Annotated in this window: 12 protein-coding genes; all 12 read left to right on the top strand. The window is 71.6% G+C overall.

The features are described 5' to 3' along the window. The first annotated feature begins 24 nt into the window (after positions 1-24). The 12 genes from flgB to JMO03_RS11935 all read left to right on the top strand — a co-directional run bounded on the left by flgB (position 25) and on the right by JMO03_RS11935 (position 12,124). A complete protein-coding gene (gene flgB, locus JMO03_RS11990) occupies positions 25-387 on the top strand; it encodes a flagellar basal body rod protein FlgB (protein WP_202843612.1) in 363 nt (120 codons plus the stop codon). Between the two features lie 22 nt (positions 388-409). Next, positions 410-817 carry a flagellar basal body rod protein FlgC gene (gene flgC, locus JMO03_RS11985; protein WP_202843610.1) on the top strand — a complete coding sequence of 136 codons (408 nt, stop codon included), beginning with the start codon at positions 410-412 and terminating at the stop codon, positions 815-817. A gap of 26 nt (positions 818-843) precedes the next feature. Beyond that, positions 844-1,515 carry a flagellar hook assembly protein FlgD gene (locus JMO03_RS11980; RefSeq protein WP_202843608.1) on the top strand — a complete coding sequence of 224 codons (672 nt, stop codon included), beginning with the start codon at positions 844-846 and terminating at the stop codon, positions 1,513-1,515. Positions 1,516-1,565: 50 nt separating this feature from the next. Next, positions 1,566-2,786, top strand: a complete 1,221-nt coding sequence (flgE, locus tag JMO03_RS11975) for a flagellar hook protein FlgE (RefSeq protein WP_202843606.1) — start codon at positions 1,566-1,568, stop codon at positions 2,784-2,786. A 103-nt stretch (positions 2,787-2,889) separates the two neighbouring features. Beyond that, positions 2,890-3,636, top strand: a complete 747-nt coding sequence (locus JMO03_RS11970) for a flagellar basal body rod protein FlgF (RefSeq protein ID WP_202843603.1) — start codon at positions 2,890-2,892, stop codon at positions 3,634-3,636. A 31-nt stretch (positions 3,637-3,667) separates the two neighbouring features. Next, a complete protein-coding gene (flgG, locus tag JMO03_RS11965) occupies positions 3,668-4,453 on the top strand; it encodes a flagellar basal-body rod protein FlgG (protein ID WP_202843601.1) in 786 nt (261 codons plus the stop codon). 8 nt (positions 4,454-4,461) lie between these two features. Further along, the gene (locus tag JMO03_RS11960) at positions 4,462-5,196 is read left to right on the top strand and encodes a flagellar basal body L-ring protein FlgH (protein ID WP_202843600.1); all 735 of its coding nucleotides are present in this window, start codon (positions 4,462-4,464) and stop codon (positions 5,194-5,196) included. A gap of 151 nt (positions 5,197-5,347) precedes the next feature. Further along, on the top strand, positions 5,348-6,394 hold the full coding sequence (locus JMO03_RS11955) for a flagellar basal body P-ring protein FlgI (RefSeq protein ID WP_238346142.1): 1,047 nt from the start codon (positions 5,348-5,350) through the stop codon (positions 6,392-6,394). Between the two features lie 208 nt (positions 6,395-6,602). Then, positions 6,603-7,700 (top strand): flagellar assembly peptidoglycan hydrolase FlgJ, encoded by a 1,098-nt coding sequence (gene flgJ / locus JMO03_RS11950; RefSeq protein WP_337926412.1) that lies wholly within the window; start codon positions 6,603-6,605, stop codon positions 7,698-7,700. Positions 7,701-7,703: 3 nt separating this feature from the next. Further along, positions 7,704-9,587 carry a flagellar hook-associated protein FlgK gene (gene flgK, locus JMO03_RS11945; protein ID WP_238346125.1) on the top strand — a complete coding sequence of 628 codons (1,884 nt, stop codon included), beginning with the start codon at positions 7,704-7,706 and terminating at the stop codon, positions 9,585-9,587. Positions 9,588-9,599: 12 nt separating this feature from the next. Then, positions 9,600-10,802, top strand: a complete 1,203-nt coding sequence (flgL, locus tag JMO03_RS11940) for a flagellar hook-associated protein FlgL (protein WP_202843594.1) — start codon at positions 9,600-9,602, stop codon at positions 10,800-10,802. 155 nt (positions 10,803-10,957) lie between these two features. After that, positions 10,958-12,124, top strand: coding sequence for a flagellin (locus JMO03_RS11935; RefSeq protein ID WP_202843592.1), 1,167 nt, complete (start codon positions 10,958-10,960; stop codon positions 12,122-12,124). Positions 12,125-12,277 lie beyond the last annotated feature (153 nt).

The following is a 12,277-nucleotide window of genomic DNA, read 5'->3' as shown; positions in this document are numbered from 1 at the left end:
GCGTATCCGCCCCCGGAGGGCTCCATGTCCGATTTCCTAGGCATCCACGGCACCGCGCTCGCCCTGCGCGAGCAGCGCCTGCAATTGCTCAGCGCCAACATCGCCAACGCCGACACCCCGGGCTACAAGGCCCAGGATCTCGACTTCAACAGTGCGCTGGCGTCCGCGCTGCACCCCGCCACCGCCGCGGGCGGCGACGCCATCGCCACCGCCGCCGAAGCGGCGCGCTACGCCCGCATCTCCACCCAGCCCAGCCTGGACGGCAACACCGTCGACGGCGACCGCGAGAACGCGGTCTACGCCCAGGCCACGCTCGAATACCGGGCCTCGATGTCGTTCGTCGAGTCCAAGGTGCGTTCGATGCTGACCGCGATCACCGGCCAGTGAGCGCCGTGAACGGAGCCCGCCCATGAGAAACCTCCCGATCTTCGACGTCGCCGGCTCGGCGATGAACGCGCAGTCGGTGCGCCTGAGCACGATCGCCTCGAACCTGGCCAACGCCAATTCGGTCAGCGGCAACCCGGACGAGGTGTTCCGCGCCAAGCAGCCGGTGTTCTCGGCCACCCCGATCGACGGCAACCCGGCCCTGGCCGGCGTGCGCGTCGATACCGTGCAGGACAGCACCGCGGCGCCGCTCAAGCGCTACGAACCCGGCCATCCGCTGGCCGACGCCGAGGGCTACGTGTACGCGCCCGACATCGACCCGGTGGCGCAGATGGTGGATCTCATTTCCGCCTCGCGCAGCTACCAGGCCAACGTCGAGGTCTTCAACAGCGCCAAGGAACTCGCCATGGCCACCCTGAACATGGGCCGCTGAGTGCGCGCCCGCCCCGAGGATCCACGATGACCACGATCGCCAACGGCACCGACTACGCCTCGCTCGGCCTCGGCCAGCAGCAGGCGCCGCGCAGCACGGCGCTGGGCCAGGCCGATTTCCTGCACCTGATGACCGAGCAGCTCAAGAACCAGGACCCGCTCAAGCCGCTCGACAACAACCAGTTCCTCGGCCAGCTGGCGCAGTTTTCCACCGTGCAGGGCATCGAGGGGATGCAGGGCGCGATGGCGGCGATGGCCAGCGTGATGGAATCGGACCAGACCCTGCGCGCGGCCGCGCTGGTGGGCCGCGAGGCGCTGGTGGGCATCCAGTCGGTCGACCTGGCCGCCGGCGCCGGGCTGCGCGGCGAGATCTCTGCGCGCTCGGCCGGGCCGGTGACCCTGGACGTGGTCGACGCCAACGGCAACCGCGTGCGCCGCATGACCGTGGAGGCCACGTCCGCCGGCGCCACGCCCTTCGAATGGGACGGGCGCGACGAGGCCGGCAACGCGATCGCGGCCGGCACCTACAGCTTCCGCGCCGTCACCGGCGGCAGCGATCCGTCGGCCATCGACGCCGACCTGCTCGCCGTGCGCGCCAGCGCGCGCGTGGACAGCGTCTCGATCGAACCCACCGGACTGTCCCTCAACCTCGCGGGCCTGGGCGGCGTGCCGCTCTCCGCGATCCATCGCATCGGCTGACCGCCGGCCCGCCCGTCCGCGCGCGCGCCGGACTTTCCCAGGAGCACACCATGAGTTTCCTCATCTCGCTGAGCGGCATGAACGCGGCCTCGGCCGACCTCAACATCACCTCCAACAACATCGCCAACGCCAACAGCACCGGCTTCAAGCAGTCGCGCGGCGAGTTCGGCGACGTGTTCGCGGTCTCCGGCTACGGCCTGTCGAACAACGCCATCGGCGCCGGCACCCGGTTGCAGCGCGTCGCGCAGCAGTTCGGCCAGGGCAACGTCGACTACACCGGCAAGTCGCTGGACATGGCGCTGACCGGCGAAGGCTTCTTCACCCTGTCCGGCGGCGCCGGGCTCTCGTACTCGCGCGCCGGCAATTTCGGCGCCGACCGCGAGGGCTACGTGGTCAACCCGACGGGCCAGCGGCTGCAGGTGTTCCTGCCCAACGCCAGCGGCCAAGGCTTCGACACCGGCCGCATGTCCGACCTGCGCCTTGCCATGGGCGACGCCCCGCCACGCGCCACCGGCGGGATCGACGTCGGCCTCAACCTGCCCGGCAATGCGACCGCGCCGGCGGCGACGCCGTTCGACGCCAACGATCCGGAGACCTACAACCACACCACCTCGGTGCGGGTGTACGACTCGCTGGGCGCGGCGCATTCGCAGTCGATGTACTTCGTGCGCACCGCCAATCCCAACGAGTGGCAGGTGCACACCCAGATCGACGGCGTCACCGTGGGCGGACCGCAGACCCTGCAATACTCGGAGACCGGCGCACTGGTCGTCCCCGCCAACGGCGAGATCCCGCTGCCGGCGTTCACCCCGCCCGGCGGCGCCGCGCCGATGGACATCACCCTGGCGTTCGACGGCTCCACCCAGTACGGCGACCGCTTCGGCGTGTCGGCCCTGGTGCAGGACGGCCATGCCACCGGCCGCCTGAGCAGCATCGAGATCTCGGACGGCGGCGTGGTCAGCGCGCGCTACAGCAACGGCGTGTCCACGCCGCTGGGCCAGGTGGCGCTGACCAATTTCGCCAATCCGCAGGACCTGCAGCCGATCGGCGACAACGCCTGGACCGAGACCTTCGGCTCCGGCCAGGCGCTGCGCGGCGCGGCCGGCACCGCCTCCTTCGGCCAGATCCAGGGCGGCGCGCTGGAGGCCTCGAACGTCAACCTGACCGAGCAGCTGGTGAACATGATCACCGCCCAGCGCAACTTCCAGGCCAACGCCCAGATGATCCAGGCCCAGGACCAGCTGACGCAGACCGTCATCAACATCCGCTGACGCGGTGTGATTCGTGATTGGGGATTGGTGATTCGGACAAGCGCACCAACGCGACCGGATCCACCCAATCACGAATCACCAATCACCACCAATCACGGCCCTCATGGACAAGTCCCTCTACATCGCGATGACCGGCGCCAGCGCCACCCTGCGCGGCCAGGCCGCGGTCGCGCACAACCTCGCCAACGTCGACACCACCGGCTTCCAGGCCACGCTGAGCGGCACCGTCGCCTCGCCGGTCGAGGGCCCCGGCCTCGCCTCGCGGGTAGCCACGGTGCAGCGCACGCTCGGCGTCAGCGACGCCGCCGGCGCGCTCACGACCACCGGCAATCCGCTCGACGTCGCGCTCCAGTCCGGTCACTGGCTGGCGGTGCAGGACCGCAACGGCGGCGTCGCCTATACCCGCGCCGGCGACCTCAGGCTCAACCAGAACGGCCTGCTGACGACCGCCAGCGGGCTGCAGGTGCTCGACGCCGGCGGCGCGCCGCTGGCGCTGCCGCCCTCCGATGCGATCGAGATCGGCGGCGACGGCACCGTGTCGGTGGTGCCGCAGGGCCAGCCGATGGCGACCATGGCCGAGGCCGGCCGCCTGCAGGTGGTCGCGGCCGCGACGCGCGACCTGGTCCGCGGCGACGACGGCCTGATGCGGCCGGCCCCCGGCGCCGAGCCGCCACCACCCGCCGTCGGCACCGTGCTCACCGCCGGCGTGCGCGAGGGCAGCAACGTCGACGCCGCCGGGATGCTGGTCTCGATGATCGAGCTGGCGCGCCAGTTCGAGATGCAGGTACGGGTCTTGCACAGCGGTGACGAGACCGCCCGCTCGGCCAACAGCCTGTTGTCCTCGCGCTGAGCGCAACCACCGACCACGACGGAAAACCGCCATGACCCAGGCTCTATGGATCGCCAAGACCGGCCTCGACGCGCAGCAGACGCGCATGGCGGTCATCTCCAACAACCTCGCCAACACCAATACCACCGGCTTCAAGCGCGACCGCGCCAGCTTCGAGGACCTGCTGTACCAGACCACCCGCCAGCCCGGCGGCGCCACCTCGGAACAGACCACCCTGCCCACCGGCCTGTCGGTCGGCACCGGCGTGCGCGTGGCCGCGACCTCGAAGGAGTTCGCCCAGGGCAGCCTGGGCCAGACCGGCGGCGCACTGGACGTGGCGATCAACGGTCGCGGCTTCTTCGAGGTGCTGCTGCCCGACGGCAGCACCGCCTACACCCGCGACGGCAGCTTCCAGATCAACGCCCAAGGCGAGCTGGTGAACAATTCCGGCTTCCCGATCCAGCCCGGCCTGCAGCTGCCCGAGGGCGCGCAGGCGGTGACCATCGGCGCCGACGGCACGGTCAGCGTACAGCTCGCCGGCCAGGCCGAATCGGTGCAGGTCGGCGCGCTGACCGTCGCCGACTTCGTCAATCCCGCCGGCCTCAAGGCCAAGGGCGAGAACCTCTACATCGAGACCGGCGCCAGCGGCCCCGCGCAGAGCGGCGCGCCCGGCGAGAACGGCATGGGCCTGCTGGTGCAGGGTTCGCTCGAAGGCTCGAACGTCAACGTGGTGCAGGAGCTGGTGTCGATGATCGAGACCCAGCGCGCCTACGAAACCAACGCCAAGGCGATCTCGACCATCGATTCGATGCTCGCCTACCTCAACAACAAACTGTGAGCACGCCGATGAAAGCGCTCCTTGCCGGCGGCCTCGTGCTCGCCCTCTCCGGTTGCGCCGCCACCCTGGGCGACGCGCGGCCGTTCGCCTCCTCGCCCGGCCCGGCCCGCGGCTATGCCGTGGCGGCCCCGGCCCCGGGTTATGCCGCGATGCCGGTGGCCGCGGTCGCCGGCGACGGTGGCGGCTCGATCTATGCGACGGCGGCGGCCGGCTCCGGCAACCGCGGACTGCGCCTGTTCCAGGACAGCAAGGCGCGCGGCGTCGGCGACCTGCTGACCATCGTGCTGGTCGAGAACACCCGCGCCAAGACCAATGCCCGCACCTCGGTGACCAAGGACAGCGGCGTGGACATCGCCGCACCCACCCTCTTCGGCCAGGACATCACCTACAACGGCCGGCCGCTGCTGCAGACCGGGATCGAGGGCTCGCGCGACTTCGCCGGCGCCGGCGACAGCGCCCAGAGCAACCAGCTCGCCGGCAACATCACCGTGAGCGTCGTCGAGGACCTCGGCAACGGCAACCTGCGCGTGGCCGGCGAGAAGCACATGCGCCTGAACCAGGGCGACGAACTGGTGCAGATTCAAGGGCTGGTGCGGGTGGCCGATATCGGCCCGGACAACCGCGTGACCTCCGACCGGGTGGGCGAGGCCCAAATCCTCTATGGCGGCCGCGGCACCCTGGCGCGTTCGAACGCGATGGGCTGGCTCGGCCGGTTCTTCAATTCCGCTGCATTCCCGTACTGAGGGCCGTGCCATGTTCCGGTTGGATTCGATGACAGGGTGGTTCGGGCAGGCGGGTGCGGGCGCTGCGCCGCGTCGGTGGGTGAAGGCCCCGGATGCGGCCTGCGGCCTTATCCGGGCTACGGTCGCGGCGGTTGCGTTGCTGGCGTTCGCGATGCCGGTGCAGGCGGAGCGGATCAAGGACCTGGCCCAGGTGGCCGGCGTGCGCGGCAACCCGCTGGTCGGCTACGGCCTGGTGGTGGGCCTGGACGGCAGCGGCGACCGTACCAGCCAGACGCCGTTCACCGTGCAGAGCCTGAAGACCATGCTCGACCAGCTCGGCGTCACCCTGCCGCCGGGCGTGAACCCGCAGCTCAAGAACGTGGCTGCGGTCGCGATCCAGGCCGAACTGCCGCCGTTCGCCAAGCCCGGGCAGACCATCGACATCACCGTGTCCTCGATCGGCAACGCCGGTTCGCTGCGCGGCGGCAGCCTGCTGATGGCGCCGCTCAAGGGCGCCGACGGACAGGTCTACGCGATCGCCCAGGGCACCCTGGTGGTCAGCGGCTTCGGCGCCTCGGGGCGCGACGGCTCGCGCATCTCCACCAACGCGCCCAACGGCGGCAGCATCCCCAATGGCGCCATCGTCGAACGCGCGGTGGCCGGCGCCGCGCCGACCGGCGTGGTCACGCTGAACCTGCACGATTCCGACTTCACCACCGCCGCGCGCATCGTCTCGGCCATCGACGGCGCCTTCGGCCCGGGCCGCGCGCGCGCGCTCGACGGCGTCACCATCGAGGTCACGCCGCCGGCGGGCGACCGCATCGCCTTCCTCTCGCGCCTGGAATCGCTGGACATCAGTCCCGGCGCCGCCGCGGCCAAGGTGATCGTCAACGCCCGCACCGGCACCGTGGTGATGGGCGGCGAGGTCACGGTGATGCCGGCGGCGGTGTCGCACGGCTCGCTGACGGTCTCGGTGACCGAGAGCGTCCAGGTGAGCCAGCCGGGCGCCTTCGGTCGCGGCGGCACCGTGGTCGCGCCGCAGTCCACGCTCGAGGTCAGCCAGGATGGCGGCCGCATGTTCCTGTTCGAAGGCGGATCCTCGCTGCAGGCGATCGTGCGCGCGGTCAACGCCGTCGGCGCGGCGCCGGGCGACATCGTCGCGATCCTCGAGGCGCTCAAGCGCGCCGGCGCGCTGCGCGCCGAGCTGGAAGTCATATGAAGCCGGGAATCGGGAATCGGGAATCGGGAATCGGCAAGGCGCCGATTCCCGTTCGCGTTCCCGACGCGCGGCCGGGGCACGGCGCTTGCATCCGTGCCCACATGCACTGGTCCGCCGCCATCTCGACCGCCTTGAGCCGGACCCCGGAAGCCTCCGGGCGGCCGCTGCTCCGATTCCCGATTCCCCATTCCCCATTCCCGGCCTTCTAGTGCGCCTGCCCGCCGCCACCGCGATCGAACTCTCGCCCTCGCAGGCCACGCCGCGCGCGGGCATCGAGAAGGCCGCGCGCGAGCTGGAAACGCAGTTCGCGCAGATGCTGATCAAGACCATGCGCAGCGCCTCGCCCGACGGCGGCCTGGGCGGGGATACCCGCTACCGCGACATGTACGACCAGCAACTGGCGCGCGAACTGTCCAAGGGCCGCGGCCTGGGCCTGGCGCCGATGATCATGCGCCAGCTCGAGCGCAGCGCCGGCGGCGCGGACGCCTCGCTTCCCGCGCCGGCCGCGACGCCACTGCGGACGCATGGCCAGCCGCCCGGGATGCTGCCGTTGTCGCCCACCGGCACGTCCGGCATGCTGCCGCTGGCGCCGACGCGCAGCGGCGTCTCGATGCCGGGCCTGGACGTGCAGGCGTACGCACCGCCACGCCCGGCGCCGTCCGACCCCGGGTTCGACCTGTCTTCCGCGGCCGCGGTGGCCGATGCGCCGCTCGACGCCAGTTCGCCCGAGGCCTTCGTGCAGTCAATCTGGCCGCAGGCGCAGAAGGCCGCCGCCGAACTCGGCGTGCCGGCCAAGGCCCTGGTGGCGCAGGCGGCGCTCGAAACCGGCTGGGGCCGCCGCTTCGCCGGCCGCGAGGGCAGCTCGTCGCTGAACCTGTTCGGGATCAAGGCGACCGGCGGCTGGAAGGGCGACCGGATGAGCGCACGCACCCACGAATTCGTCGGCGGCAAGCGCGTGGACGAAAGCGCCGAGTTCCGCGCCTACGGCTCGGTCGCCGAGAGCTTCGCCGACTACACCCGGCTGATCGGCCGCGACCGCTACGCCGCCGCGCGCGGCACCGGCAGCGACGTGCACCGCTTCGCCAGCGCGCTGCAGAAGGCCGGCTACGCCACCGATCCGTCGTACGCGGCCAAGATCACCGCGATCGCCACCGGCGCCACCTTGAACCGCGTCCTGGCCGCGATGCCGACGCGCGATCCCGCGACCGTGCAGTACGCGAGCGCGGGCGCCACCGTGCCGGCCCGGGGCCGGTCCGAAGCCACCGCCACCGTCGCTACGGCCGCGGCCGTGGGCACCAGGGGATAAGCCATGACCGGGATGCTCAGCTCCGGCACCTCCGCGCTGCTCGCGTTCCAGCGCGCGCTGGGCACCGTCAGCCACAACGTCGCCAATGCCTCGACCCCCGGCTACAGCCGCCAGCGGGTCGAACTGTCCGCGCGCGCCGGCCATCCCGAGGGCAGCAGCTGGATCGGCCAGGGCGTCGACGTGACCAGCCTGCAGCGGCTCGCGGACGGCCTGGTGTTCGCGCGCCAGGTCGACAGCAGCGGCGAGCTCGGCCGGCTGGGGCAGCTGTCCTCGTTGTCCGCGCGCGTCGACGCGCTGGTCTCCGGCCCGGCGACCGGCCTGTCGTCGCAATGGTCGGCCTTCTTCACCGCCGCCGACGCGGTGGCCGCCGAGCCCGGTTCCAGCGTGGCGCGCAGCCAGCTGCTCGCGGCCGGCGAACAGCTGGCCGGCCGCTGGCGTTCGCTCGACGGCCAGCTCTCGGCCCTCGAGCAGGAATCGGGGCAACGGCTGCAGGGCACGATCTCCGATGCCAACCAGCTCGCCAGCGAGATCGCCGGACTCAACCGCGCGATCCTGGACGGCGGCCGCAACGTCTCGCCCGACCTGCTCGATGCACGTGCGCTGCGCGTGGAGCGGCTCGCGGGCCTGGTCGGCGCGGAAGCGATCGCCCAGACCGATGGCACGCTCAACGTGTTCACCGCCGGCGGCCAGCCGCTGGTGCTCGGCGCGCAGGCGATGCAGCTCACGACCGTGGCCGACCCGCTGCGGCCCGATCGCCAGCAGATCGCGCTCGACGGCCCCAGCGGCAAGGTGCGCCTGCCTTCGTCGAGCGTGTCCGGCGAACTCGGCGGCATACTCGAATTCCGCGACCGGGTGCTGGATCCGGCGCGCGCCGAACTCGGCCGGCTGGCCACCGTGTTCGCCACCTCGTTCAATGCCGCGCAGCGCGCCGGCGTGGACTACACCGGCGCGCCGGGCGCCGACTTCTTCTCGCTGTCGCCGCCGCGCGTGGACGCGCATACCGGCAACACCGGCAGCGCCAGCGTGGCCGCGCGCATCGACGACGCGTCGGCGCTCAAGGGCCAGGACCTGGTGCTGCGCTACGACGGCGCCTGGTCGGCCACCCGCGCCGATACCGGCGAGGCGGTGGCGCTGTCCGGCAGCGGCACCGCGGCCGATCCGTTCCGGGTCGCCGGCGTGTCGTTCGAGATTTCCGGCACGCCGGCGGCGGGCGACCGCTTCGCCCTGCGCCCGGTGGCCGACGCCGCGGCGAGCCTGCGCGTCGCCCTCACCGATCCGGCCCAGGTCGCCGCGGCCTCGCCGCTGCAGGCGGCCGCCGATACCGGCAACCTGGGCAATGCGCGCGCGGCTTCGGCGCGGGTCACCGATGCCGCGGCGTTCGCCGGTTTCGCCGGCGCCACGATCGAGTTCATCGACGCCAACCAGTACACGATCGACGGCATCGGGCCGTATCCGTTCACCCCCGGCAGCGCGATTTCCGCGCCCGGTGGCGGCTGGTCGCTGTCGCTGGAAGGCGCACCGGCCGCCGGGGACGCCTTCACCCTGGCGCGCACGCCGCCACGCTCGACCGACAACGGTAACGCGCTGGTGCTGGGTGCGCTCGACCAGCGCGGGATCCTCGACGGCGGCAGCCGGTCGCTGACCGCCGGGCTCTCGCAGCTCACCGCCCGCGTCGGCACCGATGCGCGCCACGCCAGCCTCGGGCTGGAGGCGCAGAGCGCGATCCACGCCCAGGTCACCGCCGAACGCGAATCGGTCAGCGGTGTGAACCTCGACGAGGAAGCCGCCGACCTGATGCGCTTCCAGCAGGCCTACCAGGCCGCGGCGCAGGTCATCAGCACCGCCGACTCCATGTTCCAGACCCTGCTCGCGGCCGTGCGTCGCTGAGGATCCGCCATCATGAGCGCACTCCGCATCTCCACCGCCGGCCTGTACGCGCAGGGCCTCCAGGGCATGCTGCAGCAGCAGCAACGCGTGGCGCGCACCCAGCAGGAACTAGTCAGCAACACGAAGCTGCAGCGCGCCGCCGACGATCCCGCCGCGATGGCCCGCGCCCAGCAGCTCGACCATGCCCTGGCCTCGCTCGGCCAGCAGGACCGCAACGCCAATCTTGTCCAGCACCGCCTGCGTTCGCAGGAATCGGCGCTGGCAGATGTCGGCAACCAGCTCAACCGCGCCCGCGAACTCGCGATCCAGGCCAACAGCGGCGCGATGTCGGCGCAGGACCGGGCCTCGGTCGCCGCGGAACTGCGCGCGGTACGCAGCGAACTGCTGGCGATCGCCAACCGCGACGACGGCAACGGCCGCCGCCTGTTCGCCGGCTCGCGCGACGGGATCATCCCGTTCGCCGACAACGCCGGCACCGTGGCCTACGCCGGCGACGACGGCCGCAACGTGGTCGAAGTCGCGCCGGACCAGTGGGTCGCCGATGGCGACGCCGGCAGCGACGTGTTCCTGCGCGTGCGCACCGGCGACGGCATCGTCCGCGGCAGCGCCGCGACCGCCAACACCGGCAGCGGCGTACTGCAATCGAGCGCGGTCGCCGACCACGCGGCCTGGGGCGGGCAACCGCTGCGGGTGGAGTTCACCAGCGCGGACACCTGGCGCGTGCTCGATCCGTCGGGCACGGAGCTGGCCACCGGCGCCTACGCCGATGGCGCCACCATCAACGCCGCCGGCATGCAGCTCACCCTGACCGGGGCGCCCGCGACGGGCGACACGTTCACGGTGGAACCCGCGCCCACGCGCGATATCTTCGCCACCCTGCAGGGACTGGTCGACGCGCTGGAAGCGCCTGCGGCGACCGCCGCGGAGTTCGCGCGGCGCGACAACCTCGTCGGTGCCGCGCTCGGCGACCTGGCCTCTGCGCAGAACCACATGCTGGCGCTGCGGTCGGGCACCGGTTCGCGCCTGGCGGCGCTGGAGACCGCGGAGGACGCGCGCAGTGCGGGCGACCTCACTCTCACCCAGTCGTTGTCGGAACTGCGCGACGTCGATTTCGCCGAGGCCGCCAGTCGCCTCTCGCTGCAGCTCACCGCGCTGGAAGCGGCGCAGAAGACGATGCTGCGCGTGCAGACGCTGTCGTTGTTCGACCGCTTGTAGCAGTTCTCCCTTTGGGTCGCGCCGGCCCTAAAGCTTGACACGCCGGCGCCGTTACCCATCACAGCAGCGGCGAGGACCAATCCCGGTCAGCACCCTGCGAACACCGGCCCAGCCTTCTCGTCGCCGCCGGACCCAACCTTCCAGGAGATGTTCAAATGTCGTCTGTCATCAACACCAACGTGATGTCGCTCAATGCGCAGCGCAACCTGACCGCGTCCGGCGCCGACCTCGCCACCAGCCTGCAGCGCCTGTCGTCCGGCATGCGCATCAACAGCGCGAAGGACGACGCCGCCGGCCTCGCCATCTCGCAGCGCTTCACCACCCAGATCCGCGGCATGGACCAGGCCGCCCGCAACGCCAACGACGGCATCTCGCTGTCGCAGACCGCCGAAGGCGCGATGGCCGAGATCGGCAACAACCTGCAGCGCATCCGCGAGCTGGCCGTGCAGTCGCGCAACGCCACCAACTCCCCGTCCGACCGCGCCGCGCTGAACGCCGAAGCCCAGCAGCTGAAGGCGGAAATCGACCGCGTCGCCAGCACCACCAACTTCAACGACGTCAAGCTGCTCGACGGTTCGTTCCAGAACCAGAGCTTCCAGGTCGGCGCCAACCAGGGCGAGACGATCGACATCGCCAACATCGTCGACGCGCGTTCCAGCGCCCTCGGCAGCTGGACCTCGGCGAGCACCACCACCTACACGCAGACGACGGCAGCGGCGACCGCCACGGCCTTCGCGACCGGCGTGTCGCTCGACATCAACGGCGTGACGATCACCACCGCCGACGGCGCCGCCGATGCGGCAGCGGCGACCGCCGCCCTCGTCGCCGCGTTCGATGCCGCCAAGGCTCTGCCCGCCAATACCGCGCTGGCCAACGTGACGATGGACGCGACGGGTGCGATCACCTCGACCGACGAGACCCTGACCCTGGCCAACCTGACCAACGTCAGCGGCGTGACCGCGGGCTCGACGGACGGCACCGCGACGGTCGTCGCCGGCACGGCCCAGACCGGCTTCGCCACCCTGGACATCTCCACGGCCAACGGCGCCGACGCTGCGATGCTGGCGATGGACGGCGCACTGACCGCCATCAACTCCGCGCGCGCCGACATGGGTGCGGTGCAGAACCGCTTCACCTCGGTCGTCGCCAACCTGTCGACCACCTCGGAGAACCTGTCGGCTGCACGCAGCCGGATCCAGGACGCCGACTTCGCCAAGGAATCCGCGCAGCTCTCGCGCAACCAGATCCTGCAGCAGGCCGGCACCGCGATGCTGGCCCAGGCCAACCAGTCGTCGCAGGGCGTGCTCAGCCTGCTCCGCTGATGGTTCGCACGGGGCGCGGCTGCGGCCGCGTCCCGTGCATTTTTTGCACGACCTGGCCGGCGCGGACCCGCGTCCCCGACGCTTCGCATCCGGCGGCCGCATCCGCTTCACGCTCCACGTTGTCCCGCAGGCGCTGCGCAAGCCGCGACCCTT

Source organism: Luteimonas saliphila (assembly GCF_016774335.1).
Classification (GTDB): Bacteria; Pseudomonadota; Gammaproteobacteria; order Xanthomonadales; family Xanthomonadaceae; genus Luteimonas; species Luteimonas saliphila.
This window is presented reverse-complemented; position numbering and strand designations above follow the sequence as displayed.

What these genes read in the sequence shown, in the direction of transcription:
- flgB (WP_202843612.1), top strand. Translation starts at nt 25, where the DNA reads ATGTCCGATTTCCTAGGCATCCACGGCACCGCGCTCGCCCTGCGCGAG.
- flgC (WP_202843610.1), top strand. Translation starts at nt 410, where the DNA reads ATGAGAAACCTCCCGATCTTCGACGTCGCCGGCTCGGCGATGAACGCG.
- JMO03_RS11980 (WP_202843608.1), top strand. Translation starts at nt 844, where the DNA reads ATGACCACGATCGCCAACGGCACCGACTACGCCTCGCTCGGCCTCGGC.
- flgE (WP_202843606.1), top strand. Translation starts at nt 1,566, where the DNA reads ATGAGTTTCCTCATCTCGCTGAGCGGCATGAACGCGGCCTCGGCCGAC.
- JMO03_RS11970 (WP_202843603.1), top strand. Translation starts at nt 2,890, where the DNA reads ATGGACAAGTCCCTCTACATCGCGATGACCGGCGCCAGCGCCACCCTG.
- flgG (WP_202843601.1), top strand. Translation starts at nt 3,668, where the DNA reads ATGACCCAGGCTCTATGGATCGCCAAGACCGGCCTCGACGCGCAGCAG.
- JMO03_RS11960 (WP_202843600.1), top strand. Translation starts at nt 4,462, where the DNA reads ATGAAAGCGCTCCTTGCCGGCGGCCTCGTGCTCGCCCTCTCCGGTTGC.
- JMO03_RS11955 (WP_238346142.1), top strand. Translation starts at nt 5,348, where the DNA reads ATGCCGGTGCAGGCGGAGCGGATCAAGGACCTGGCCCAGGTGGCCGGC.
- flgK (WP_238346125.1), top strand. Translation starts at nt 7,704, where the DNA reads ATGACCGGGATGCTCAGCTCCGGCACCTCCGCGCTGCTCGCGTTCCAG.
- flgL (WP_202843594.1), top strand. Translation starts at nt 9,600, where the DNA reads ATGAGCGCACTCCGCATCTCCACCGCCGGCCTGTACGCGCAGGGCCTC.
- JMO03_RS11935 (WP_202843592.1), top strand. Translation starts at nt 10,958, where the DNA reads ATGTCGTCTGTCATCAACACCAACGTGATGTCGCTCAATGCGCAGCGC.